Source organism: Micromonospora sp. NPDC003944 (assembly GCF_053605225.1).
Genome location: NZ_JBSGIV010000012.1, coordinates 106097 through 129643, shown reverse-complemented (window position 1 = coordinate 129643; position 23547 = coordinate 106097). Strand labels below are relative to the sequence as shown.

Here is a 23547-nt window from a genome sequence, read left to right as displayed (position 1 = left end):
TGGGACCCACGCGAAACAGCTGGACCGCTTTACAGCGATCCACACCCACCCCTCACTCGAAGCGGATACCCCCGCATCCATGTGAGGCCGAACGGTCGCGCCCCCGCACGTCGCTGGTCGCCGAGTGAAAGAATCACGCTTAACTATGCATTAATATTATCTAAGTACCTTTCGGTGAATGTCGGCTAAAGCGTCATTTAGGCACGATGTCCCATCGTCGATCGTCGTCTTCCTGATCGCCATCCCGTTGTCACTGGGCATCGCTGCCGCCTCCGGGGCGCCGCTGCTGGCCGGGCTGATCGCCGCCGTCGTGGGCGGAATAGTCGCCGGCGCACTCAGCGGCGCGCCGCTCCAGGTCAGCGGGCCAGCAGCCGGGCTCACGGTGATCGTCGCGGGCACCATCGCCGAGTTCGGCTTCGCCGGCACCGCCGCGATCGTGACCGTCGCCGGGCTGCTGCAGATCCTGCTGGGCATCACCCGCCTCGGACGGGCCGCGCTCGCGCTGTCGCCAACAGTCGTACACGGGATGCTGGCCGGCATCGGCCTGGTCATCGCGCTGAGCCAGGTCCACGTCGCGCTCGGCGGCGCGCCCCAGAGCTCCGCGTTGGCGAATCTCCGTGACCTACCCGGCCAGATCGCCGACTACCACAGCGTGTCGGTGCTGCTCGGCGCGCTGACCATGACGCTGCTGCTGTTCTGGTCACGTCTGGTCAAGACCACGATGCTGCCGGCGACCCTGGTGGCGGTGGTGGTCACCACCGTGGTCGCGACGGCCCTCGATGCCGACGTGGAGCGGGTGGATCTGCCCGCCGACCCCCTGGGCGCGATCAGCTTCGCCCGCTGGCCCGACGCACCGCCGTGGGAGGTTCTTCCGGCCGTCCTCACCATCGCCCTGGTGGCGAGCGTGGAATCTCTTCTCTCGGCGGTGGCCGTCGACCGGATGCACCACGGCCCACGGGCGAACCTCGATCGTGAACTCATCGCCCAGGGCGCCGCGAACGCCGTGTCCGGGACGCTCGGCGGACTCCCGGTCACCGGCGTCATCGTGCGCAGCTCGGCCAACGTCGCGGCCGGCGCACGCACCCGCGCCTCGGCCATCCTGCACGGGGTCTGGATCGCCGGGTTCGTGATGGCCGGCGCCGTACTGCTGGAGATGATCCCGATGGCCGCGCTCGCCGCAGTCCTCGTGGTGGTCGGCGTACGGCTGGTGAGCCTCGCCCAGATCCGCACGTACGCCCGGCACCGGGAGCTGCCCATCTACGTGGTCACCGCGCTCGGCGTGGCCGCCACCGACCTGCTCATCGGAGTCGGGCTGGGCATGGCGACGGCGGTGCTGTTCATGTTGTGGCGGTTGGCCCGGTGCGAGATCCACGTCACCGAGCCGAAACCCGGCACCTGGCTCGTGTCGATCATCGGCACACTCGCCTTCGTCGCCTCCGGACGGCTCACCCGCCGACTCGCCGCCCTGCCCCCGCAGCAGCACGTCGAACTCGAGCTGCACCTGGACTATCTCGACCACGGCGCGTACGAGACCATCCGCGACTGGCAGGCGTCCTACACGCGGGCCGGTGGCACCGTCCAGGTCGACGAGGTGCACGGTTCGTGGCTTCATCGTGCGGGCACCGACGGGCTCGGCACCGGCAAACGCACCTCCCCGTGCGTGACTCGGGGCCGTCGGTCTGTGGACGCGCAGGGGCAGGCCCGTCACGAGTTGCCGCCACCGCGGTCCACCCCGATTCCGTGAGGTCGGGGCATCCCGCGCCTGGGACACCCCGACTTCCGGAAAGTCGAGTCGATCAAGCCAGGGGCGGGCGCGTCACGCCGGGACGCGAGCGGTTCGCCCCGGGGCGGGGCGCGTCACGCCGGGTCAGACCCGGGTGAGGCGTACGGCGTCGGCGACGACCAGGCCGGTGGCGTTGCTCCACCGGCTCACACCCACCCGGTTGGCGTCACCGGCCGGCAGGGTGAACGTGCCGAGCACCCGCCACTGCCCGCCGGTGGCCCGCTGGTCGACGCGGACGGTCTGGTTGCCGGTGCTGGTGGCGACGATGTAGGGGGCGGCGCTGTTGTAGCCCGAGTTCGCCGGCCACCACGCCTCGACCCGGTAGTTGCCGGCCGCTGGGACGTTGAACCTGTACCACGCGACGTCGCTGGCGGCGACCGGGTCCGCGTAGCGGTAGTCGGTGCCGTAGCGCTGGCTGGAGTACGACGACACGCCCCAGTTGGCGCTGGCGGTGAACCGACCGCTTGTGGTGTTGTCCACGGTGGAGGACCACGCCGTGCCGCCACCGGCCATTCTCGCCGCCACGTCGGCGCGCATGACGTTCAGGTCGATGAAGGACGGGTCGATCTTGCCGGTGGTGCTGGTCTCCCGGTGACCCCGGGCGTAGCTGCTGTCCCGGCCGAGCCGGGTGAGCACTGCGGCGGTTGCCGCGAGCGAGGCGTTGTACTGCGCGGCCGTCATCTCCTGGTTGACGCCGTTGTAGTCGATCTCCCACCCGATCATCAGGGTGTTGCCGTCCCCGGCCGGGATCGGCCCGCTGCCGCCGCTGACCCCGGCGTGGTTGCAGCGGCCGGCGGAGATGACGTGGAAGACGCCGTTGTAGTCGACGAGTGCCTGACACAGCGGCCCCGGCAGGTCGGACCGGCCGTTGATGCAGATGCCGAGCGCCGGGTGCGGGTTGCTGGCGCTCGACGTCGAGGCGGTGTGGTGCCAGAGCACCCCGATCGGGTCGAAGGAGCCTGGTCGCATCCGGTTGAGCCAGTCCCCCTCGACCACCACCTGCACCCCGGCGGCGCGCAGCACGTCCACCAGCCAGGGAATCGTCGCCATCAGGCGTCCTGGAGAAGGTCGGCGAGGCACTCGGCTTTCGGCGCGGCACCGGCCGCGGCGGGTCGGGCGGCGACTGTCAGTGCGGCGACCACCAGGGCGGGGAGACCGAGCACCCCACGGCGGCGCAGACGGATGGACGGGATTCGGGGCATGGCGATCCTCCAGCGACGGCGGGTACGAGCGGATCGACGAACGTGATGACGGGCACGCTATACCGTCACGGACGTCGATGTCGATACCCTTCATCGTTGGGTAACACGATGAAGAAATCCGCCAGCTCAGGCCTCACCCAGCGCGTCGATGTCGCGCATCTCCTCGGCGGTCAGCGAGAAGTGGAAGACGTCGAAGTTGGCGGTGATCCGCTCCGGCGTCACCGACTTCGGAATCGCCACGATCTCGTGGTCGATGTGCCACCGCAGCACCACCTGCGCCGGCGAGACGCCATGCGCGGCGGCGATCCTGACCAGCACCGGGTCACTGAGGTCGCTGGTCTTGAACGGGCTGTACCCCTCCAGCACCACGCCCCGGTCCCGGTGCTCGGCGTGCCGCTGCCGGTCGTACAGCGCAGGGCTCCACTCGATCTGGTTGACCGCCGGGTTCTCCTCGGTGGACTGGATCAGCTCGTCGATCTGCGGAGTGCTGTAGTTGCTGACGCCGATCGCCCGGGTGAGGTTCTCGTCCCGGGCCGCGATCAGCTCACGCCAGAGCGGGATGCTGTCCGTCGACGACGACGGCGGCCAGTGGATCAGCCAGAGGTCCAGGTGGTCGACGCCGAGCGCCTCCAGACTGGCCTCCAGCGTGGCGCGTTCCTGGCCCACCCGGTTGGGTGGGAGCTTGGTGGTGATGAAGACGTCGTCCCGGCGCAGCCCGCTCTCCCGCACCGCGCGGCCGACCTCCCGCTCGTTGCCGTACACGGTGGCCGTGTCGAGGTGCCGGTAGCCGGTGTCGAGGGCGGCCAGCACGGCGTCGTAACCGGCTTGGCCGGTGGCCTGCCAGGTGCCGAAGCCGAGCAGGGGCATCCGCACGTCACCGGGGAGCAGGGCGGTGGGCTGGTCGGTGAGGTCCATGAGGTCCGTTCTACCCCGCCGCGCCCCCTGCCGCCGAGTGAACCGGACACTCGGGCGTCCAGCGCACCGGTCCGGTTTGCCGGAGAATGCGGGTGTGACCGACCGGCTGGAGGAGTACCGGCGACGGCGGGACGCGGCCCGCACGCCGGAGCCGGTACCGCCGGAGGGCCCCCTGCCGGCCGGCCCCGACGCCGCCCGCTTCGTCATCCAGCAGCACCACGCCCGCAGCCTGCACTGGGACCTGCGCCTGGAGCACGAGGGGGTGCTCGCGTCCTGGGCGGTGCCACGCGGCCTGCCCCGCGATCCGGGTCGCAACCACCTCGCCGTGCACACCGAAGACCACCCGATGGAGTACCTCGACTTCGCCGGCGAGATCCCCGCCGGCGAGTACGGCGGTGGCCGGATGCTCGTCCACGACCGGGGCACCTACCGCTGCGAGAAGTGGCGCGACGACGAGGTGATCGTGACGCTCTCCGGTGACCGGACCGCCGGGCGCTACGTCCTCTTCGCCACCGGAGGGCGGGACTGGATGGTCCGCCGCACCGACCCCGCGCCGCCGGGCTGGACGCCGATGCCGGAACGGGTCCGCCCGATGCACGCCACGCCCGCCGCCGGGCTCCCCCGCGACCGGGCCGCCTGGGGGTACGAGCTGCGCTGGGACGGGGTCCGGGCGATGGCGTACGTCTCCGGCGGGCGGCTGCGGCTGCTCTCCGAGACCGACGAGGAGATCACCGGCGGTTACCCGTGGTTGCGCGCGATGGCCGAGGCGCTCGCGCCCACCGAGGCGGTGCTCGACGGTGTGCTGGTCCGCATCGACAACGCCGGACGGGTCCGCCCGGTCCGCCCGGCCACCGGCAGCCGGGTCCCCGCCGGTGCCCAGTACCTGATCGTCGACCTGCTCTGGTTGGAGGGCGTGAGCAGCGTCGACGTGCCGTACGCGCAACGCCGGGAGCTGCTCGATGGGCTGGTCTTGGCCGGTACGCACTGGCAGACTCCGCCGTGGTTCCCGGGCGCGGGCGACGAGGCCCTGCGTGCCGGGCAGGAACAGGGCCTGCCGGGCGTGATCGCCAAGCGACTGGACTCGGTCTACCAGCCGGGGCGGCGCAGTCGGCACTGGCTGAGCATCGACGTTGTGTGACGGCGAGGAGCGACGTGTACCTGACCCACCTGGACTGCCCGCGCTGCGGCAAGGAGTACGCCGCCGACCGGCTACAGAACCTCTGCGAGTGCGGGTCACCGCTGCTGGCCCGCTACGACCTGCCGGCCGTGGCGAAGGCGGTGACCCCGGAGCGCTTTCCGCTGCGCCCGGCCGACCTGTGGCGCTACCGGGAACTGCTGCCGGTCGCCGACCCCCGGCACGTCACCACGCTTGGTGAGGGCTGGACGCCGCTGCTGCGCGCCCCGGCCTACGGCGCCGAGATCGGCATCGCGGACCTGATGGTCAAGGACGAGGGGCTGGTCCCTACCGGCTCGTTCAAGGCCCGGGGCGCGGCGGTCGGTGTGAGTCGGGCCCGCGAGCTGGGCGTCGAGCGGATCGCGATGCCCACCAACGGCAACGCCGGCTCGGCCTGGGCCACGTACGCCGCGCGGGCCGGGATGGGCGCGACGATCGTCATGCCGCTGGAGGCGCCGAGCATCTGCCGGCGCGAGTGCGTCGCCGCCGGCGCCGACCTGCGCCTTGTCGACGGGCTGATCAGTGACGCCGGCCGGCGGGTGGCCGAGCTGATCGCGGAGTCGAACGGGGCGATCTTCGACGCCGGCACGCTTCGCGAGCCCTACCGGCTGGAGGGCAAGAAGACGATGGGGTACGAGATCGTCGAGCAGCTCGGCTGGCAGGCGCCCGACGTGATCATCTACCCGACGGGTGGCGGGGTCGGCCTGATCGGCATCCACAAGGCGGTGCACGAGCTGCGCGAGTTGGGCTGGATCGACGACAAGCTGCCCCGGTTGGTGGCGGTGCAGTCCACCGGCTGCGCGCCGATCGTGCGGGCGTTCGCCGCCGGCGAGGATCGGGCGCAGCCGTGGGCGGACGCGCACACGGTGGCGTTCGGCATCACCGTGCCGGCGCCGCTCGGCGACGAGCTGATCCTGAACGCGCTGCGGGAGTCCTCCGGCACGGCCGTCGCCGTCGACGACGCGGACATCCTGGCCGACCTACGGGACTTCGCCGCCCGGGAAGGGCTGCTGCTCTGCCCGGAGGGTGCGGCCTGCCTCACGGCGGCGCGGCAACTGCGCGCGGGTGGGTGGATCCGGGCCGGCGAGCGGGTGGTGGTGCTCAACACCGGCGCCGGGCTGAAGTATCCGGACACTGTCGACGTGGCCGACGTACCCCTGATGGGGTGAGAGGGCGGCACCCCGCGCACCGTGCGGTACGCGGGGTGCCGTCGTTCCGGACTACTGGTAGGTGATGTCGGAGGGCGAGTAGAGACAGTTGACGCCGTCGGCGCCCTCACCGATCTTGGTCGGCTCGCTGCCCTTCGGCACGCCCTTGTACTTGACGCAGATCGAGGTCTCCCGGTCCGGGTCGCCGACGATGGTGATCCGGCTGAACCGGGCGGTGTCGCCCCAGTTGGTGTTGATGCCGGCGATCGCGTCGGTGTCCCGGACGAGCACGTTGTCGATCACCACGTGCCGCTGGTACGACGTGGAGCAGTTGCCGCAGGCGCGGTAGAGCTTCCCGGCGTTCTCCACCCGGAAGTTCTTGATGTAGACGGTGCCCGAGCCGTTGTGCTGGAAGACCTTGTCGCTGGCCGAGCGGGCCCCGCCACCGTCGACGGTGTACGTGGTGCCGCCCCGGAAGGTCGCGGCGTCCTCGCCGACGTCCTCCCACCAGACGTTGATCAGCGTGCAGTTGCCCTCGCAGTGCACGCCGTCACCGGCCGGAGCGCCGATGATCACGTTGCGCAGGGTGGCGCCGGCGGCCAGCTCGAACATCGGGTCCTGGCTCTCGCTCTGCCCGCCGTCACCGATGCCGTAGTAGCGCTTGAGCCCACCGTCGAACGTGCCGGACACCGGGATGGTCGCGTCCACCTTCTGGCTGCCTGTGGGCGTCGGCCAGCCGGACGGCGGCGGGGTGGTGGGCGGCGGCGTGCTCGGGGGTGGGCTGGTCGGTGGTGGCGTGGTCGGGGTGCCGCCCCCGGACGAGTCGACGAGCACGTCGTCGAAACCGCCGCTGGCGTACGCGGTGACCAGGCCGATCCGGCCCGCGGCGGCCAGGCTGTTGCTGCCGGACGCGATCTGCGTGCCGTTCACGAAGCCGCGGATCGTGCTGCCGCTGGTCTCGATGCGCAGCGTGTACCAGGTGCCGGTGCCGACGCCCAGCGAGGCAGAGCCGATGGCCGTGACGGAGCTGCCGTTCACCGCCTGCAACTCGGCCCGGCCGGAGCCGAGCAGGGCCAACCGGTACATCTTCGTGCTGCTCGTGGAGCGGGCGGCGAGCCCGACCAGGGCGCTCGACGAGCCGAAGCTCGTCGGCCGGACCCGGGCCGACACGGAGTAGTTGGTCCAGCCGGTGTCGCCGGCGAACTGCCGGGCCAGCTCACTGCCGGCGTTGGACTGGTTGAGCACGCCGGAGCCGTCGACCGTCCAGCTGCCACCGGACTTGGACCAGCCGGAGGTGTCGCCGTCGTTGAAGTTGTCGCTGAAGACGGTGGCCGCGAGGGCCGAGGTCATGCCGGCGGCGAGGGCCGCCACGGTCACGCCGGCACCCAGCGCCAGCAGGAGTGGTCGGCGGCCGGGGAGTCGTCTTTTCTGCACAGGTGTCCTCCTTGACGCATGTGGTGGTGATCCCTCGGCGGCGGTACCGAGACGTGCCGGTACGGCGTGCTGCGGAACGGGATCGGTGTGCGTCCCCGCCGGACGCCCGGATCCGAAGCGGGGTGAAGCGGGATCAAAGACCTGGGGAAAGGGCTTTCCCGCACCTTCGAGGCTAGGACTGCACAAGCATCAGCGTCAATGCCTGGCGCTTGCAGGTCTGTTGCAGGATTCGCGGCACCGAGACGCGGGCGAACAGAGTCGACGGGCCACCGAGAGCCGGAAACGGCGCGGGTTCAGTAGCTGTTCGGTTCGCTGATCCGCCAGGCCGCGTTGATCAGCCCGATGTGCGAGAGCGCCTGCGGGGTGTTGCCGAGCTGCATCCCGGTGGACAGGTCGATCTGCTCACTGAACAACCCCACGTCGTTGGCGTACCCGACGACCCGCTCGAAGAGCGACTCGGCCCGCCGCGGTTCACCCGTCATCACCAGGCACTCCACAAGCCAGAACGAGCACAGCAGGAACCCGGCCGGGTCGGTCGTCCAGCGCCGCAGCAGGCCGTCCTCGGTGCCCAGCTCACGCTCGACCATCGCAATAGTCGAGCGCATCCGCGGGTCGGTGGCCGGCAGGAAACGCGCGACCGGCAGGGCGAGGACCGAGGCGTCCAGCTCCGCCGAACCGAACGCGCCGGTGAACGCCCCGATGCGGTCGTTCCACCCCTCACGCAGCACGGCATCGCGGATCTCGTCGCGGACCCGGGCCCAGCGGTGCGGATCCGCCCGGTCACCGAGCCGGTCGGCGAGCCCCACCGCCCGGTCCATCGTCAGCCAGCAGGACACCTTGGACGAGACGTAGTGACGCTCCTCGTCACGGGTCTCCCAGATGCCCCGGTCCGGCAGGTGCCACGTCGCGGCCACCTGCTCGGTCAACCCGAGCACCATCTCCCGCAACTCGTCCTCGAACGTCGCGCCGAGGTAGTCGCGCAGCCGCCACACCGCCGACACCACCTCACCCGGCACGTCGAGCTGCCGCTGCCGCCAGGCGTCGTTGCCCACCCGCACCGGCCTGCTGTCGCGGTACCCGCGCAGGTGATTGCAGTGGTGCTCGGACAGGTCGCGCTCGCCCTCCAGGCCGAAGAGCACCGGCACCGGCTCATTGCCGAACCGTCCGATCGAGCGGGTCGCCCAGTCGAACAGCCGGGACGTCTCGTCGGGGCAGGCCGCCACCCAGAGCGCCCGCATCGTCAACGAGAAGTCCCGCAGCCAGGAGTAGCGGTAGTCGTAGTTCCGGTCGCCACCGATCCGCTCCGGCAGCGAGGAGGTCAGCGCCGCGGCGACCGCCCCGCTGCGGGCGTAGGTGAGGCCGGTCAGGACCGTCGCGCTGTGCGTGACGAGTTCGGGATAACGGCCGGAGTACGTGTGGGTCTCCCGGTACGCCTGCCAGGCCTGCGTCGTCTCGGCCAGGGCGGTCAGCGGATCCACCCGGGCCGGCGGATCGCCGTACGCCTCGCCGTACGCGAGGTCCATCCCGATCACCTGACCGGCGGACACCTCGAACTCGTGGGTGACCCGGTCGACCCCCGCCCGCAGGTGCAGGCCACCGGCGCGCAACAACAGCACCACCGGGCCGGCGCCGGCCAGCACCCCGCCGTCCGGCTGCTCGTGCAGGTACGGGGTGAGGAGGCCGTACTCCGGGCGGGGCGCGAAGTCCAGCGCCATCCGTACCCGCCCGGAGAGCCCCTCGACCACCCGGATCAGCACGGCGGGTGAGTTCTTGCCCAGCTCGTGCGCACGGGCGCCGGCCTCGGCGGCGAGGGCGTCGGTGACCGCCACGCTGCCGTGCGGGGTGTGGTGCACCGTCCGCAGCACCAGCGAGTCCGGCCGGTACGCCCGCTCCATCCGGTGACCAGGACCTCCGACCCCGATCGGCGCCAGTCGGAAGTGGCCGGCTCCCGGGTCGAGCAGCCGCGCGAACACGGACGCCCCGTCGAACCGGTTCGGGCACCACCAGTCGATCGAGCCGTCCTTGCCGACCAGGGCACCCGAACGAGAGTCCGAGAGGAAGGCGTAGTCGGAGATCGGCGGCTGCTGCTCCACCCGCCGGGGGTACCCGCATCGGCCCGGATCAGACCGGGCGGATCACTCCGTCGGCGGCTCGTCCTCGCCCGCCGCCTCGGCGGCGTCCGCTTCCTCCTTGGTCTTGTGCACGGCCTTGTCGGCGTGCTCCGGCGGCCCGTAGACGGTGTACAGCACCAGCGGGTTGGGGCCGGTGTTGACGAAGTTGTGCTTGGTGCCCGAGGGCACCACGACCAGGTCGCCCGCGACGACCTTCCGCGTGTTACCGCCGACCCGGGCCTCGCCGACGCCGCTCACGAAGGTCAGGATCTGGTCGATGCCGTCATGCACCTCCTCGCCGATCTCCCCGTCGGCGGGGATGGTCATGATGACCAGCTGGGTGTGCTCGCCGGTCCACAGCACCCGCCGGAAATCCGGGCTCTTCTCGGCGACGGTCGCGATAGTGAAATGCTCCATGCCCACCCCCATACCCCGTCCAGCCGCGCGCCACGCCGGGACTCGCACATGGTGGAACTCCCGGTGTTTGGCAGGTTTGGATCTGCGCGAACCGGGGATCGACAACGCTGACCGGCGCGAACTGCCGGTCGAGCCAGGTCCCCGCCGACGTACCGCCGAACGGCTGCGGTGGTGGGAGACGGCCAGAGCACGGCGACGTTCCGACCCTGTCGAAACGGCGCCGTGCGCTCTTGTGTGCCCATCCCAGCGGCCCTGAGCCCCGCAGCCCTCAGCCCCGCAGGTGGGGGGCTAGCGGTGTAGCCAGGTGAGGAGGGTGGGTGGGGCCAGCTTCGTCACCCGGTTCTGATAGCGGGTTAGAGCGGACTGGTCAAGCAGGTCGCGGCCCTGGCCGGAGCCGCCCTGGCGGAAGAACGCCTGGCGGTCACGCAGCACGCCGAGCGTGTCCGGGGCGAGCCGGTCGGCGCGCTCCCGCATGCGACCGAAGGTGGCCGCTTCGACAAGTTCCGGGGCCGGGGCCGGAAGGTCCCACCGGTCGGCGAGCCGGCGCATCTCGCCGCCCAGGTCGGCCAGCAGGTCGTCGTAGTGCACAAGCTCGACGTTCGGCTCGTGCCGGCGGGCCCACGCGTCGCTCAGGTGCATCAGCACGCCGGGCAGCGAGTCCAGCTCCTCGCGGGGGTCCACCTCACGGTCGACCCAGCTCGACAACCACTCCCGCACCGGAGGCCGCTCGCCGGGGGGCCCGGCCGGGGCGGGTTGACCGGTCAGCTCGGCGAGACGTGCCCGGTCCAGGTTGGCGACCTGGTGATAGAGGGAGACCGCCATGTCGAGCGGGTGCCTTGCCACCACCACGTAGCGCACCCGAGGGTCGAGCGGCAGCCCGTCCAGCGGGGTGTGCGTCTTGATGAACCGCCGGTGTGGCTGCGCGGCCAGCCTGTCGTACACGGTGTCCCGCGGCTCGCCCAACCAGTCCAGCCAGGGCGACAGCTCGGTCAGCGGCGCCGGCAACTCCGCGGTGCCCAGCACCAGGAGCGCAGAGATCATCTGCATCCAGGTGGTGCCGCTCTTGGACCGGGTGCTGATCACGATGTCGCCGTCGCGGAACGGGAAGCCGTTCCACCGCGCGCTGTCCTCGTCGTCGGATCGGTAACGGTGAACCGGGGTGGGCATCGGGGGATCGTAGTCGCCGAACCGACAGCCGAGCAGCCGAATTCGGACTCGCATCCCTGTGACACATGCGCATGCCTGGCTAGATTGAAGTATGGTGCCCGCCCACGGGGGCCGGGCGACGGCACCGGTCTACCGCCCCATCCTCACCCACCGACGAAGCGAACTCGAGGCCCTGAGTCACCTCGATCCCGGGTACGCCACACTCGTCGCACCGGTCCTGGAGGTCGGCACGATCGACCGTTCCATGGTGGAGGGCATCCGTCGGTTGCCGTCCGGGCTGCTGCCCGCCATCGACGTCAGCGCGCTGCCCGACATCCCCGAGGCGGAGCTGACCCGCTGGGGCGTACCCGTGGTGCCGGTCATCGGGCTCACGGAGAGCGACCACCGGCTGGTCGCCCACGGCGCGGCGTCGCGGGCGTACGACCGACGTGCGCTCATCCGGCTGCGGGCCGGTCAGGACCGGGCCGGGCCGGATGCGAGCACCACCGCCGTGGAGCGGATCTGGCGGGTGACCGACCTCGCTCCCGAGGAGTGTGACCTGCTTGTGGACGCGGGGGACGTGTGCTGTCCGGCGGATGTGCGGACCGCCGAGCCGCGGGTACGCCGCCTGCTGGACTGGGCGCGTCGACACGCGTGGCGGTCGGTGACGGTGGCGGCGGGCGGCATGCCACCGACGCTGTCCCGGTTGCCCACCGACGAGCCGGTCCAGTTGGACCGCTGGGACTGGCAGCTGTGGCGGCGACTGGCCGACGTCGGGGTCGACTACGGCGACTACGGCGTTCACCCGGCCGTGCCGGGCACCGGTGACCCCGGCGACCGGTTGCCGACCGTGCGGTACACCGACGACGGCAGGTGGTGGGTCTACCGCTGGGCGCGACGCGGTGGCCGGGGCGACGACCGCTTCGCCGACCTGTGCCGCACGCTGGTGTCGGCGCCGCACTGGCCCACCACCGGGGCGGCCTTCTCCTGGGGTGATCACGAGCTGCTGCGCCGGGCCCGTCGGGGCGCCGGCGCCGGCTCGGCCGCCAACTGGGCGGCGTGGAGCACCTCGCACCACCTGGCTCACGTGCTCGCCACGCTGTCGCACCCGGCCGGTGACGGCGGGCCGAGGTGGCTCCCCGGGCAGGGTCCCCCACCGCGCGGGCGACCGCTGCGGTGAGGCCGGGTCTACTGCTTCTCGGTGAAACCGAACTGGATGATGCCCTCGTCGTCGACGGTGGCGTCCACCGACGCGTCACCGAGCAGCTCGGCGGCGTCCTCGTCCAGGAAGATCCGGGCACCCTGGTTGTCGACCACCCGATCACCCTGTACCGGCTCGGGCACCAACTCGACGGTGAGCGAGCCGGCCTCGGTGTCGGCGGCGATCCGCACCCCGCCCTCCTGGGCGACGTCCTGTTGGTTGGCGAGGTCGCGAATGACGAGCACGGCGTTATCGGTCATGGTGAGCATGGATGGAACTCCTCGTGGATTCTCGGCTCGCGGTCGGATACCGCGCGAACCGGACGGTCGGTCCGCGTACGAGCACACGTGGGAGGCGACAGAGGGCGAACGGTCGTCGCCGTCGCATCAGGTCGGGGCAGCTGACGGCCCCGCCACTCCCACCGTGCCCGCTGGTGGGGCATCCGTCAAATAGAGCCAGGTCAGTGGAGAGCGGCGGCCGGGGCCAGCCAGGCGCGAATCTCGTTGACCGCCGCGCGGCCGGCCCGGTTGGCGCCGATCGTGCTGGCCGAGGGGCCGTACCCGATCAGGTGAACCCGGGCGTCGGCGACCACCCGGGTGCCGTCCATCGTGATACCGCCGCCCGGCGCCCGCAGCCCCAACGGGGCGAGATGGTCGATGGCCGCCCGGAAGCCGGTGCACCACAGGATGACGTCCGCCGGCACGAACCGCCCGTCCGTCCAGGCCACCCCGTCGGGTGTGATCCGGTCGAACACGGGTAGCCGGTCGAGGACGCCGCGCTCGCGCAGTCGATTCACCTCGGGAGTGACCGGCAGGCCGGTCACCCCCACCACACTGCCCGGCGGCCGGCCGGCCCGGACCGCCTCGTCCACCCGGGCGACGGCGGCGCGGCCCAGCTCCGGGCCGAACTCCTCGTCGTTGAACGTCGGCGGCCGGCGAGTCACCCAGGTGGTGGCCGCCGCGACCGTGGAGACCTCACCGAGCAGCTGCACGGCCGAGGTGCCGCCACCGACCACCACCACGCGAAGGCCGGCGAAGTCGGCCGGCCCCCGATAGTCGGCGGTGTGCAGCTGCCGTCCGCGAAACGTCGACCGGCCCGGATAGTGCGGCCAGAACGGCCTCGTCCAGGTGCCGGTGGCGTTGACCAGGGCTCGGGTGGTCCAGATGCCCCGGTCGGTGTGCACGTCGAGCCGGCCGTCCGGGCGGGAACGCACCGCCCGGACCCGCACCGGTCGCCGCACCGGCAGGTCGAAGGCTTTCTCGTACGCGGCGAAGTAGGCGCTTACCTGCTCGGCGGCCGGGCGTTGCGGCTCGGTGGGTGGGAGCGGCAGCCCGGGCAGGTCGTGGAAGCCGTGCACCCGGTCGAAGACAAGCGTCGGCCAGCGGTGCTGCCAGGCGCCGCCAGGCCCATTGTCGGCGTCGAGGATGACGAAACCGCTGCCGGGCGTGAACCCGGTGCGGTGCAGGTGGTAACCGGCGCTCAGGCCGGCCTGCCCGGCACCGACCACCACGACGTCCACGGAGTGGGTGTCCACGTGGGGTACAACGCCACGGATGTGGCCGCTGTGCCCGCCTGCGGCCGTCGCGCCGATCACAGCCGGCCATTCCGCCTTCAACTACCTGACCTGCACTTACGCTGAGTGAATGAGCGACTTCCGGCGGTACGCGGCCGAATTCCTCGGCACCCTGTTGTTGGTGTTCTTCGGAGTGGGGAGCGCGGTCGCCGCGCGGGTCCAGGGCGGCGTGGTCGTGGTGGCGCTGGCCTTCGGGTTCGTGATGGTGGCCCTCGTCTACACGATCGGGCCGCTCTCCGGCAGCCACGTCAACCCAGCGGTGACGCTCGGTGTGCTGCTCTCCGGAAAGATCTCGGCGCTTGGGGCGGTGGCGTACTGGATAGCGCAGTTCGTCGGCGCGACCGTCGCGGCCTTCGTGCTCTGGGCGCTCACCCGCTGGGGTGACGTCGCGGACCAGACCGGGGCCCTGGGCACGAACGGCTACGGCGCGCACATCAACCGCGGTGGCGCAGCCGTCCTCGAAGTCGTGCTGACCTTCCTCTTCGTGCTGGTCGTGCTCGTGGTGACAAGTCGGAGCGAGAACCCGGGCACCGCCGGGCTGGCCATCGGGTTGGCCCTGGCCGCGACCCAACTGGTGGGCGTGACGCTGACCGGCGCGGCGGTCAACCCGGCCCGGGCGTTCGGCCCGGCGGTCTTCGAGGGGGGCGTGGCCCTGCGGCAGCTCTGGGTGTTCATCGTCTTCCCGCTGCTGGGCGGGGCGCTTGCCGCGCTCGTCGCACCGATGGTGATGGGGGCACAGCGGCACTACTGGGGCGGTCACGAGAAGTCGGTGGGCGGCCCGAAGAAGTAGCCCGGACGGCGACGCGCCCCTGGCGAGCGCTCAGGCCGGACGGTCCGGTGGGGGGACCACCGCCGTAGGGTCACCACGCTCGATGAGCGCGGCGATCTCGGCGTCCCGCAGCCCGCGCAGGGCCAGCACCCGGGCGCCCCAGCGGTGCAGACGACACGGATGCGGGCTGGCATCGTTGCGGCAGACCACGCCCCCGGACCACCGGCGAGGGGCGTGCACCACCACCGCCCGTACGGCGAACTGGGTGTCCTCGCCCGTCACGTACGGCGGCAGGGGGATGTCGCGAAGAACCTCCCCGGACGCTTCACCGGTGCCGGACGAAGCGGCACGACGGACGCGGTGGACGGTGCTGCTACTCATCTCCGCTGCCTCCACACTGGATGGTCGGTTGGGGACAGCAGAAAGTTACGACGCGATCGACGGTACGCGACGGACAAACTGTCCCGCCTCGTGCACGCGCAACGACCAACCAGTCAGTCAGCGCACCGTCACGGCCTGGAGGCCGACGTTGCCGCAGTGCGTCGTGAAGACCTTCTCGACGGTCCAGTTCAGCAGTAGGCGCGCGCCCTTGGGCAGCGTGAAGCGGATGGTGAACTGGGCGCTCTGACTGGTGTAGGGGTCTTCGAGTCGAACGGTGCTGACCGGCCCACCGGTGGAGAGCCGGGCTTCCAGTCGCCCCCGAGCCATCCAGATCCCGCCGTAGAGCTGGACCGTGCGCGGCTCGCCGCTGCCGGCGACGGAGAGGCTGAACCCGTTCCCGGTACCACAGGTGTAGACGCCGTTGGAACTGCCGTCCGTCGCCCGGTCCGGCGTGCCGTCGGACCAGCGCACGTACTCCTGGTTGCCGTCCCAGCCGACCCGCCTGCCGGGACCACCCCGATCGACGATCTCCCCCGAGCCGGAGCGCTTGCGGACCGTCGACCTGTCGCCGCGGTCCCCCCAGTGCACCCAGTCCCGGGCGCCCACGGCGGTGAGGTCGACGGCGGCGGGCATCTCCCCCCGGACCACCGACAGCGCCGGCGAGTCGGGCTTGGCCGGCGGTGGGGCGGCGGGCTCGCTCGGCGGCGGCGTCGGGTCCGGTGAGGGTGGGCGCTGACGCGGCCGCAGGCCGGGCGTCGCCGGCCCCGCGTCGCCGGTGCGCCCATCGGCGCCCGGAAAACCTGTGGAGCGGGCCGCCCCGGCTGGCACACCGCCCGACCCCGCCTGGTCACCGTCGGGCTCCGGACCGGACCGGGTGGCGAAGTACGAGACCACCATCACCAGGCAGACGAGTACGGCAACGGCCTCCACCGCCCAGCGCCGCCGCTGTCGGGCGCGGCGCAGCACGCTGCGGGTCTCCCCGGCGGTAATGGCACGCGGACGGTGTCTCGGCGGCGCGTCGCCAGCCTTCGAACCAGTCCGCGTGAGGTCTTCGTCCGCCACCGACCCCTCCAACTTCGCCGCCCGGCCGTCCTGGACCGTCGCGGACCACACCGTCCACTGTGGGCCGATTCACGTTCACACGGGCGCGTGGACGACACGCTAGATCCGGACTGCCGGACGTGTCCAGCCCACAACGGGACGGTGTCGGACAACCTGGCCCGCCCGGACGGACACTTCAGCAGACCACGGGCGTCTTGCGCGTCAGCCGATCCGGAAGCCGAGCAGTTGCGCGATGACCACTGCCTGCTCGACGTCGATGACCGCACCGGCCCGCTCGACCACCGTCGGGTCCAGCGCGGTGAGGTCACTGCCCCGCAGGTCGGCGCCGCCGAGCCGGACGTTTGTCAACTGCGCGCCAGAGAGATCGACGCCGGTGACGGTGGCACCGGTGAGGTTGGCCCTGGTGAGGTCCACCTCGCGCATGCGCACCCCGGTCAACCGAACGCCGCGCAAGTCGGCACCGGGCAGCGTGGCGAAGGACCAGTCGCCGCCGTCCACCGTCAATGGACGGAGGTCACACTCGCTGAAGGTGCTGCCGACCAGTTTGCAGCCGGTGAACTCGGCCTCGAAGAAGTTGCACCGCCGGAAGACGCATCGGGTGAAGGCCGAGTCGACGTGCCGGGAGGCGTTGAACGCCACATTGCCGAATGTGCACCCGGTGAAGACCGCGCCTCTGCTCACCGCCTCGGTGAGGTCCACCCCGAAGAACTCGCAGCTCACGAAGTGCCGGTCGGTCAACTCCTCGCCATACCAGTCCTCGTTGCGGAAGGTCACGTCCTCGGTCAACTCCGGCATCCGGCCAGGCTAGTGGGCACCGACGACAGCCGGCGGCCGGCGGGCCGGTGCCGACCCCCTTCCGGCGTCGCCGTACCGGCGAGTAGGTTCGGCGGCGTGAGTGTGGCGCGGAGCATGGACCCCGATCAGATCGGTTTCGACCCGGCGCGGCTGGCCCGGATCGACGAGCACTTCGGCCGGTACGTCGACGACGGCCGGCTGGCCGGCTGGCAGGTGGTGGTCACCCGTCGCGGCGAGGTGGCGCACTCCTCAACGTACGGGCTGCGGGACCGGGAGTCGGGCGCGCCGGTCGAGGCCGACACGCTCTGGCGGATCTACTCGATGACCAAACCGATCACCTCGGTCGCGGCGATGATGCTGTGGGAAGAGGGCCGGTTCGAGCTGACCGACGAGATCAGCCGCTGGCTGCCCGAGTTCGCCGACCTGCGGGTCTACTCCAAGGGGTCGGCGCTCAAGCCGTACACGGTGCCGGCGGTCGAGCCGATCCGGGTCTGGCACCTGCTCACCCACACGGCCGGCCTGACGTACGGCTTCATGCAGACCTCGGTGGTCGACGGGCTCTACCGGGCCGCCGGCTACGACCTCTACCCGCCGGCGGACGTCGACCTGGCCGGCGCCTGCGCGGCCTTCGGCGAGCTGCCGTTGCTGTTCCAGCCCGGCTCGGCGTGGGGCTACTCGGTCGCCACCGACGTGCTGGGTCGACTCGTCGAGGTGATCTCCGGGCAGAGCCTCGACGCGTTCGTCGCCGACCGGATCTTCGGGCCGCTGGGCATGACCGACACCCGCTGGTGGGTGGAGGGCGACGAGGCCGAACGGCTGGCCGCGCTCTACGTACCGGAACCGCGTAGCGGAAAGGCCGTCCGTTACGACAGCCTCGGGTCGCTCGCGTTCAGCAAGCCGGCGCTGCTCTCCGGCGGCGGCGGGCTGATCTCCAGCGCCGCCGACTACCACCGCTTCACCCAACTGTTGCTGCGCGGCGGCGAGCTGGACGGTGTCCGGCTGCTCGGGCCCCGCACGGTGCGGTTCATGACCCGCAACCAGCTGCCCGGCGGTCAGGACCTGGGCACCCTCTCCACCGGCGGCTTCGCCGAGACCACCCTTGACGGGATCGGCTTCGGCCTCGGTTTCGCGGTGGTCGACGACCCGGTTCCCAGCCGGGTGCCGAGCAGCGTCGGCGAGTACTACTGGGGCGGGGTGGCCAGCACGGCCTTCTGGGTGGACCCGGCCGAGGAGGTCACCGCGCTGCTGTTCACGCAGCTGATGCCGTCGAGCACGTACCCGCTCCGCTCCCAGCTGCGCCAGCTCGTCTACGCGGCCCTGGTCGACTGACCGCTGCGAGCCGCCCGTCGTCGTCGCTCCGGCGACGGATGCCCACCCCGCCCGACCCGCCTTTGCTCTGCACCCCAATCTGCGACATGACGCCGAGCGGCGCGGCCAAGCGCCGAGCGCCGAGCGGCGCGTACAGGTAAGCAGAGCAAAGGACCCGAAACCCGAGGTTGGCCGCCAGATCGCCACCCTGGGCAGTGGCGGCCTAGGCGAGGCGGGCCGGGAAGCCTCCGGTGGCGATCGGCCCCCAGGTGTCGATGGTGACCCGGATCAGCGACTTGCCCTGGCGGACCATGGCCGCCCGGTAGTCGTCCCAGTCCGGGTGCTCACCGGAGATGCTGCGGAAGTACTCGACAAGCGGCTCCAGCGCCTCGGGCAGGTCCAACACCTCGGCGGTGCCGTCGACCTGCACCCAGGGGCCGTTCCAGTCGTCGCTGAGCACGCAGGCCGACACCCGGGGGTCGCGGCGGAGGTTGCTCACCTTGGCCCGCTCGGGGTAGGTGGAGACGACAAGCCGCCCCTGCCCGTCGACCCCGGCGGAGACCGGGGAGGACTGCGGGCGGCCGTCGGAACGGGCGGTCATCAGCAGGACGCGGTGTCGCGGCCGGAGGAAGTCGAGCAGGCCGTCCCGGTCGACCCGGGTGTTCGTTGCGATGCTGCGTGCCATGCCCCCGTTCCTACCAGGGCGCGGGCACAGCGACGGCGGCGGGTCAGTGCGGTCGGGCGGCGGCGGGGCGCGCGGCCTGGGTGGGCACCCGGGGACGGCCGGACGGCCGCCAGGCCCGACCGTTGGCGTAGATGACCCGGAAACCGAGGTACGACGCGAGCGGCGCCCAGTGCGCGGAGCCCATTCGCAGCTCGGCGGCATTGTGTCGCTGGCCGTTGGCGAGCACGTCGAGGAGCACGGTTTCGAAGGCCGCCGATTCGACCCAGTCGACTTCTCGGGTGAAACCGCAGATCAGAGCGGCTCCGGTGACTTCCAGGAACTCGCGCAGCACCGCATCCGAGGCGCGCAGCACCGAGCAACTGCCGAAATAGAGCCGCCGCCCCTCGGCGCGGCCGGCCATCAGGTCGGCGACCTCGGCCAACTCGACCGACTGCCAGTCGGTGAGGCAGAGCCGGCTCGGCTCGCCGTGCATGGCGAAGAACCCGACCCGGTGGTCGGCGTACTGCTTGAGCAGCCAACGGTCCAGGAAGTAGAACAACTCGTCGCGGGTGGCCGCGTCCTTGTGGATGAAACGGATCTTGCCGAGCCGCTCCAGCAGCTCCAGGGTGGGCAGCACCGAGCCCCGCTCGTTGAGGTCACGGTGCCACTGACCCTCGACACAGAAGACGCCACCGCGTGCCACGCGCACCTCCGCCAGTCCGCCGCCCGGGGCTGACGTTACCGGCCGTCATCGCCCCGGGAACATCACCCTCGGTGTGGCAGATTGCGACGTTCGGTGTGCTTGGCCACAGGAGGGCCGATCGGCAGGAAATGGCTGTTTCGTAAATCAGCCGAATTCCCAGCCAATACCCAGGGACAGCGGATTGTGAGCACGATTCTCGTTAATCACCTCCAACGGCACGGATCAGTGCGAGGGTGGAAATCACGGGACTTCTCGGTCGATGTCCTGGAGCCACCCCATTCGCTCTCCAATCGGGAGGACTTCTGTGCGCGTCAACACCTTGAAGCGTGCCGCCGTCGCATTCGCCCTGGCACTGCCCGGGGCCGCGATCGCCACGGTGATCGCCGCACCGGCGGCGCACGCGGACGGCTGTTACACCTGGAACCGGACCCTGAGCCAAGGGCGCTCCGGCGACGACGTCCGCCAGTTGCAGATTCGGGTCGCCGGCTGGGCCGGCTATCGCGACATCGTGGAGAACGACGGCCGGTACGGGCCGAAGACCGCCGCCGCGGTCAAGCGGTTCCAACAGGCGTACGGGCTGCGCGCCGACGGCATCGCCGGCCCGCAGACCTTCGCCAAGCTGTACCAACTCCAGGACAACGACTGCACGCCCGCGCACTTCAGCTACAGCGAGTTGGACAACGGGTGCGGCGGGAGCGGTTGGAGCGGCGGCCCGCTGTCGGCGAGCCAGACCAAGCAGAACGCGCTGCGCACCATGTGGAAGCTGGAGGCGCTGCGCAAGAGTCTCGGCGACAAGCCACTCGACGTGTCCAGCGGTTTCCGCAGTCGCGCCTGCAACAACCAGGTCGGTGGCGCGTCCGACAGCCAACACCTGTACGGCAACGCGGCCGACGTGACCTCGCGGACGTCCTCACTGTGCCAGATCGCCCGGGACGCCCGGGACAACGGCTTCAGCGGGATCTACGGGCCGGGCTACCCCGACCACGACGACCACGTGCACGTCGACTCCCGCCGGGAGAACAACAGCGACAGCAGCTCGAACACGACCAACTGGTCCGCACCGGACTGCGGCATCGGGGCCGGCAACGACTGACCCTGCCGACCGGAGCGACGTCGACCCGACGCGGAGGGGGAATCTTCGCGCCGGGCCGACGTCGTGTCGCCCCGGGTCGGGGGGGCGGAGGGGTGCCGCGCTCAGCTCGCCCGGGGCCAGCGCGGCGCGGTGACGGGGGGAGTCACCGGCCGCCCGGCAGCGGTGGGCCGTACCGCCTGGGGGCCGACCCGGGTGGCCTGTTGCCGCGACGGCCCGGTCGCCGTGAACGGAAAGGGAACGTGCACGAAGGGGTTGCCGTGCCGGATCAACGCCTCGATCTGCCGCTCGTTGAGCCCGTGTGTCTCCAACACCCGTCGCCCCCAACGGTGCAGCCGGCACGGGTAGGAGGCACCGTCGTTGCGGCACAGCGGCCCGGTGGGCCACTCCTCGGCGGTGTGGACCACCACCGCCCGGACCGCGAGCCGGACATCCTCCGGGGTCAACGGTGCCGGCATTGGCACCTCACCCAGTACCTGGTCGATGGGATCCGTCGACTGCTCACCAACTCGCACGGCAGGCCTCCCGCAGTTCGGCAGCGGTACGGCGGACCCACCGCACCGACATCCTCGGCCATGAGTACGGCGAGGACCGTACGAAAGTTCAATTCCGGTACGCGGTAAGCAGATCCTCTGCCGACATCGATGGTCAGACGAGACCGGCGTCGTGCACGAGCAGCGCCACCTGGACCCGGTTGTTCAGCTCCAGCCGGGTCAGCAGCCGGGAGACGTACGCCTTCACCGTGGCCACGCTCATGAACAACTCCCCCGCGATCTCCGCGTTGGTCTGGCCCTGCCCCAGTGCGACCGCCACCTGCCGTTCCCGCTCGCTGAGCCCGCTGAGCAGCCGCCGCGCCCGTTCCCGGCGCGGGTCCGGGCCGGATGGGCCGGGGGCGACGGCCGTCACGTGGTCGATGAGCGTCCGGGTCACCGTCGGGGAGAGCGTCGCCTCGCCCGCCGCGACCCGGCGTACGGCGTGCACGATCTCCGCTGGCGGGGTGTCCTTCAGCAGGAAACCGGCCGCGCCGGCGCGGAGCGCCCGCAACACCTGCTCGTCGGCGTCGAAGGTGGTCAGCACCAGCACCTCGGGCGGGTGCGGCCGGGCGCGCAGCGCCTCGGTGGCGGTCAGCCCGTCGACCCGGGGCATCCGGATGTCCATCAGCACCACGTCCGGGGCGTGCGCGGCGACGGCCGCCGGCACCTCGCCACCGTCGGCCGCCTCGCCGACCACCGTCAGGTCCGGCAGACCGCCGAGGATCATCGAGAGCCCGGCCCGGACCAGCGCGTCGTCGTCCACGATCAACACGCGCACCGGCGGCCCGGCTGCGCCGGCAGGGCTGGTCACGCCGCCCACGGGAGCCAGGCGGCGAGCCGGAAGTCACCGGCGTCGTCCCGGCCGTAGGCGAGCCGACCGCCGGCCAGGGTCACCCGTTCGCTGATGCCGACCAGGCCGGTGCCCGCACCCGGCAGGGTGTCGCTGGCGGGCGCTCCGACCGGCCACCTGTTGCCGATCGCCACGGTCAGGCCGGTGCCCGGCCCACCCGCCACGTCGACGGTGACCGCCGCGCCGGCCGCGTGCTTGCGGGCGTTCGTCAACCCCTCCTGCACGATCCGGTACGCGGCCCGGCCCAGCGCCGCCGGCACCTGCTCGGGCGTGACGACGCTGTCGCTGACGTTGACGCGTACCCCTGCCGACCGGGACTCCGCGATCAGGGCGGGCAGGTCGGCGAGGGTGGGCTGGGGCGGCTCGGGCGCGTCGCCATCGCCGCCGTCCTCGGCCCGGAGCACCCCGATCACCTCCCGCAGGTCCTGTAGGGCGGCGTGTGCGCTGCCCCGGATCACCCCTGCGGCGCGGGCCACCTCGTCCGACGGCGCGTCCGGCCGGAACTCCAGGGCGCCCGCGTGCAGGCTGAGCAGCGAGATCCGGTGCGCGAGCACGTCGTGCATCTCCCGGGCGATCCGGGTGCGTTCGAGGTGGCGGGCCTGGGCGACGCGGAGCTGCTGCTCCGCCTCGGCGCGTTCGGCCCGCTCGCGCAGCGACACGATCAACTGTCGCCGGGCCCGGACGAACATCCCCCAGGCCAACACCGTGAGGCTGATCACCACACCCCAGGCGACGGTGGCCCAGTACGGCATCACCGGATCCGGGCGAGCCCAACTGAAGACCAGGCTGGTTAGCAGGCCGGCGCCGGTGACCGCGATCGCGACGGCGGTGCGCCGATGCACCACCACGGTGAAGTACAGCATCAGCAGCGGGATCGCGGCGGCCATCGAGAACATGGTGAGCGGCAGCGTCGCCACCACCAGCCCGAGTGGCCACCGCCGACGCAGCCAGAGCAGCCCGCAACAGACCAGCCCGAGCACCGCGTCCACGCCGAGCATCCAGTCGTGCGGCAGCGGAAGCGCCATCTCCGGAGTGGGCGACAAGGCGTCCGCGGTGGCGAACAGCACCCAGAGCAACCCGATCAGGAACGCGAGGCCGTCCACCACCCAGTCCCGGGTGGTGCGGCGGGGCCGCGCCCGCACGCGCTCGGCCGGCACCACCAGCTCCCCCGGCAGCAGCCAGGGGTGCTCCGGAACGGCGATGCTTGTCACCCGCCCATGCTAGGCAGCATCGGGGGCCGACAACCAGCTACCAAAGTCGAGACCCCGCCATCGACAAAGGTCGGCGC

At 71.5% G+C, this 23547-nt stretch carries 24 protein-coding genes; 7 read left to right on the top strand and 17 right to left on the bottom strand.

Going from position 1 to position 23547, the window contains the following annotated elements; translation table 11 throughout:
• Window positions 1–178: 178 nt before the first annotated feature.
• On the top strand, window positions 179–1744 hold the full coding sequence (locus ACWER9_RS08855; RefSeq protein ID WP_452301255.1) for a SulP family inorganic anion transporter: 1566 nt from the start codon (window positions 179–181) through the stop codon (window positions 1742–1744).
• Between the two features lie 123 nt (window positions 1745–1867).
• On the opposite strand, the gene ACWER9_RS08850 is transcribed toward ACWER9_RS08855, so the two are convergent.
• The 3 genes from ACWER9_RS08850 to ACWER9_RS08840 form a co-directional block, all read right to left on the bottom strand.
• Window positions 1868–2833, bottom strand: coding sequence for a golvesin C-terminal-like domain-containing protein (locus ACWER9_RS08850; RefSeq protein ID WP_452301254.1), 966 nt, complete (start codon window positions 2831–2833; stop codon window positions 1868–1870).
• A complete protein-coding gene (locus ACWER9_RS08845) occupies window positions 2833–2985 on the bottom strand; it encodes a hypothetical protein (protein WP_452301253.1) in 153 nt (50 codons plus the stop codon). Before ACWER9_RS08845 ends, ACWER9_RS08850 begins: the two co-directional genes overlap by 1 nt.
• A 126-nt stretch (window positions 2986–3111) precedes the next feature.
• The gene (locus tag ACWER9_RS08840; RefSeq protein WP_452301252.1) at window positions 3112–3900 is read right to left on the bottom strand and encodes an aldo/keto reductase; all 789 of its coding nucleotides are present in this window, start codon (window positions 3898–3900) and stop codon (window positions 3112–3114) included.
• Window positions 3901–3994: 94 nt separating this feature from the next.
• Here ACWER9_RS08840 and ACWER9_RS08835 point away from each other — a divergent pair, with 94 nt between their 5' ends.
• Both ACWER9_RS08835 and ACWER9_RS08830 read left to right on the top strand, forming a co-directional pair.
• Window positions 3995–5038, top strand: a complete 1044-nt coding sequence (locus ACWER9_RS08835; protein WP_452301251.1) for a DNA polymerase ligase N-terminal domain-containing protein — start codon at window positions 3995–3997, stop codon at window positions 5036–5038.
• A gap of 14 nt (window positions 5039–5052) precedes the next feature.
• Window positions 5053–6243, top strand: coding sequence for a threonine synthase (locus ACWER9_RS08830; RefSeq protein ID WP_452301250.1), 1191 nt, complete (start codon window positions 5053–5055; stop codon window positions 6241–6243).
• Between the two features lie 51 nt (window positions 6244–6294).
• On the opposite strand, the gene ACWER9_RS08825 is transcribed toward ACWER9_RS08830, so the two are convergent.
• The 4 genes from ACWER9_RS08825 to ACWER9_RS08810 form a co-directional block, all read right to left on the bottom strand.
• A complete protein-coding gene (locus ACWER9_RS08825; protein WP_452301249.1) occupies window positions 6295–7656 on the bottom strand; it encodes a pectate lyase in 1362 nt (453 codons plus the stop codon).
• 293 nt (window positions 7657–7949) lie between these two features.
• Window positions 7950–9749 carry a glycoside hydrolase family 15 protein gene (locus ACWER9_RS08820; RefSeq protein WP_452301248.1) on the bottom strand — a complete coding sequence of 600 codons (1800 nt, stop codon included), beginning with the start codon at window positions 9747–9749 and terminating at the stop codon, window positions 7950–7952.
• A gap of 42 nt (window positions 9750–9791) precedes the next feature.
• On the bottom strand, window positions 9792–10184 hold the full coding sequence (locus tag ACWER9_RS08815) for a cupin domain-containing protein (protein ID WP_452301247.1): 393 nt from the start codon (window positions 10182–10184) through the stop codon (window positions 9792–9794).
• 288 nt (window positions 10185–10472) lie between these two features.
• Window positions 10473–11351, bottom strand: a complete 879-nt coding sequence (locus tag ACWER9_RS08810; protein ID WP_452301246.1) for a sulfotransferase domain-containing protein — start codon at window positions 11349–11351, stop codon at window positions 10473–10475.
• Between the two features lie 91 nt (window positions 11352–11442).
• Here ACWER9_RS08810 and ACWER9_RS08805 point away from each other — a divergent pair, with 91 nt between their 5' ends.
• Window positions 11443–12510: a beta family protein gene (locus ACWER9_RS08805; RefSeq protein WP_452301245.1), complete on the top strand. Its 1068-nt coding sequence runs from the start codon at window positions 11443–11445 to the stop codon at window positions 12508–12510.
• An 8-nt stretch (window positions 12511–12518) separates the two neighbouring features.
• Here ACWER9_RS08805 and ACWER9_RS08800 read toward each other — a convergent pair whose 3' ends face one another.
• Together ACWER9_RS08800 and ACWER9_RS08795 are read right to left on the bottom strand one after the other, a co-directional pair.
• Entirely contained in the window at window positions 12519–12800 is a 282-nt protein-coding gene (locus ACWER9_RS08800; protein ID WP_452301244.1) for an adhesin, read from the bottom strand.
• A 191-nt stretch (window positions 12801–12991) separates the two neighbouring features.
• Window positions 12992–14065 (bottom strand): NAD(P)-binding domain-containing protein, encoded by a 1074-nt coding sequence (locus ACWER9_RS08795; protein ID WP_452301243.1) that lies wholly within the window; start codon window positions 14063–14065, stop codon window positions 12992–12994.
• A gap of 109 nt (window positions 14066–14174) precedes the next feature.
• Between ACWER9_RS08795 and ACWER9_RS08790 the strand changes: the two genes are divergently transcribed.
• The gene (locus tag ACWER9_RS08790) at window positions 14175–14894 is read left to right on the top strand and encodes an MIP/aquaporin family protein (protein ID WP_452301242.1); all 720 of its coding nucleotides are present in this window, start codon (window positions 14175–14177) and stop codon (window positions 14892–14894) included.
• Window positions 14895–14924: 30 nt separating this feature from the next.
• Here the strand turns inward: ACWER9_RS08790 and ACWER9_RS08785 are convergent, their stop codons facing one another.
• The 3 genes from ACWER9_RS08785 to ACWER9_RS08775 all read right to left on the bottom strand — a co-directional run bounded on the left by ACWER9_RS08785 (window position 14925) and on the right by ACWER9_RS08775 (window position 17111).
• Window positions 14925–15254, bottom strand: coding sequence for a hypothetical protein (locus ACWER9_RS08785; RefSeq protein WP_452301241.1), 330 nt, complete (start codon window positions 15252–15254; stop codon window positions 14925–14927).
• Window positions 15255–15371: 117 nt separating this feature from the next.
• Window positions 15372–16316, bottom strand: a complete 945-nt coding sequence (locus ACWER9_RS08780) for a hypothetical protein (RefSeq protein ID WP_452301240.1) — start codon at window positions 16314–16316, stop codon at window positions 15372–15374.
• A gap of 201 nt (window positions 16317–16517) precedes the next feature.
• Entirely contained in the window at window positions 16518–17111 is a 594-nt protein-coding gene (locus ACWER9_RS08775; RefSeq protein WP_452301239.1) for a pentapeptide repeat-containing protein, read from the bottom strand.
• Window positions 17112–17207: 96 nt separating this feature from the next.
• Here ACWER9_RS08775 and ACWER9_RS08770 point away from each other — a divergent pair, with 96 nt between their 5' ends.
• Entirely contained in the window at window positions 17208–18440 is a 1233-nt protein-coding gene (locus ACWER9_RS08770) for a serine hydrolase domain-containing protein (RefSeq protein ID WP_452301238.1), read from the top strand.
• Between the two features lie 202 nt (window positions 18441–18642).
• On the opposite strand, the gene ACWER9_RS08765 is transcribed toward ACWER9_RS08770, so the two are convergent.
• Window positions 18643–19104, bottom strand: a complete 462-nt coding sequence (locus tag ACWER9_RS08765) for a PPOX class F420-dependent oxidoreductase (protein ID WP_452301237.1) — start codon at window positions 19102–19104, stop codon at window positions 18643–18645.
• A 43-nt stretch (window positions 19105–19147) separates the two neighbouring features.
• Window positions 19148–19786 carry a DUF6642 family protein gene (locus ACWER9_RS08760; RefSeq protein ID WP_452301236.1) on the bottom strand — a complete coding sequence of 213 codons (639 nt, stop codon included), beginning with the start codon at window positions 19784–19786 and terminating at the stop codon, window positions 19148–19150.
• Window positions 19787–20090: 304 nt separating this feature from the next.
• On the opposite strand from ACWER9_RS08760, the gene ACWER9_RS08755 reads away from it, so the two are divergent.
• Complete coding sequence (locus ACWER9_RS08755) at window positions 20091–20879, top strand: D-Ala-D-Ala carboxypeptidase family metallohydrolase (RefSeq protein ID WP_452301235.1); 789 nt, start codon at window positions 20091–20093, stop codon at window positions 20877–20879.
• A 101-nt stretch (window positions 20880–20980) separates the two neighbouring features.
• On the opposite strand, the gene ACWER9_RS08750 is transcribed toward ACWER9_RS08755, so the two are convergent.
• The 3 genes from ACWER9_RS08750 to ACWER9_RS08740 form a co-directional block, all read right to left on the bottom strand.
• Window positions 20981–21334, bottom strand: coding sequence for a hypothetical protein (locus ACWER9_RS08750; RefSeq protein WP_452301234.1), 354 nt, complete (start codon window positions 21332–21334; stop codon window positions 20981–20983).
• A 190-nt stretch (window positions 21335–21524) separates the two neighbouring features.
• Window positions 21525–22238 (bottom strand): response regulator, encoded by a 714-nt coding sequence (locus ACWER9_RS08745; protein ID WP_452301256.1) that lies wholly within the window; start codon window positions 22236–22238, stop codon window positions 21525–21527.
• A complete protein-coding gene (locus ACWER9_RS08740; protein ID WP_452301233.1) occupies window positions 22217–23470 on the bottom strand; it encodes a sensor histidine kinase in 1254 nt (417 codons plus the stop codon). The genes ACWER9_RS08745 and ACWER9_RS08740 overlap by 22 nt, the downstream gene beginning before the upstream one ends.
• Window positions 23471–23547 lie beyond the last annotated feature (77 nt).

What these genes read in the sequence shown, in the direction of transcription:
- ACWER9_RS08855 (WP_452301255.1), top strand. Translation starts at nt 179, where the DNA reads ATGTCGGCTAAAGCGTCATTTAGGCACGATGTCCCATCGTCGATCGTC.
- ACWER9_RS08850 (WP_452301254.1), bottom strand. Translation starts at nt 2,833, where the DNA reads ATGGCGACGATTCCCTGGCTGGTGGACGTGCTGCGCGCCGCCGGGGTG.
- ACWER9_RS08845 (WP_452301253.1), bottom strand. Translation starts at nt 2,985, where the DNA reads ATGCCCCGAATCCCGTCCATCCGTCTGCGCCGCCGTGGGGTGCTCGGT.
- ACWER9_RS08840 (WP_452301252.1), bottom strand. Translation starts at nt 3,900, where the DNA reads ATGGACCTCACCGACCAGCCCACCGCCCTGCTCCCCGGTGACGTGCGG.
- ACWER9_RS08815 (WP_452301247.1), bottom strand. Translation starts at nt 10,184, where the DNA reads ATGGAGCATTTCACTATCGCGACCGTCGCCGAGAAGAGCCCGGATTTC.
- ACWER9_RS08810 (WP_452301246.1), bottom strand. Translation starts at nt 11,351, where the DNA reads ATGCCCACCCCGGTTCACCGTTACCGATCCGACGACGAGGACAGCGCG.
- ACWER9_RS08805 (WP_452301245.1), top strand. Translation starts at nt 11,443, where the DNA reads ATGGTGCCCGCCCACGGGGGCCGGGCGACGGCACCGGTCTACCGCCCC.
- ACWER9_RS08800 (WP_452301244.1), bottom strand. Translation starts at nt 12,800, where the DNA reads ATGCTCACCATGACCGATAACGCCGTGCTCGTCATTCGCGACCTCGCC.
- ACWER9_RS08790 (WP_452301242.1), top strand. Translation starts at nt 14,175, where the DNA reads ATGAGCGACTTCCGGCGGTACGCGGCCGAATTCCTCGGCACCCTGTTG.
- ACWER9_RS08785 (WP_452301241.1), bottom strand. Translation starts at nt 15,254, where the DNA reads ATGAGTAGCAGCACCGTCCACCGCGTCCGTCGTGCCGCTTCGTCCGGC.
- ACWER9_RS08775 (WP_452301239.1), bottom strand. Translation starts at nt 17,111, where the DNA reads ATGCCGGAGTTGACCGAGGACGTGACCTTCCGCAACGAGGACTGGTAT.
- ACWER9_RS08765 (WP_452301237.1), bottom strand. Translation starts at nt 19,104, where the DNA reads ATGGCACGCAGCATCGCAACGAACACCCGGGTCGACCGGGACGGCCTG.
- ACWER9_RS08750 (WP_452301234.1), bottom strand. Translation starts at nt 21,334, where the DNA reads ATGCCGGCACCGTTGACCCCGGAGGATGTCCGGCTCGCGGTCCGGGCG.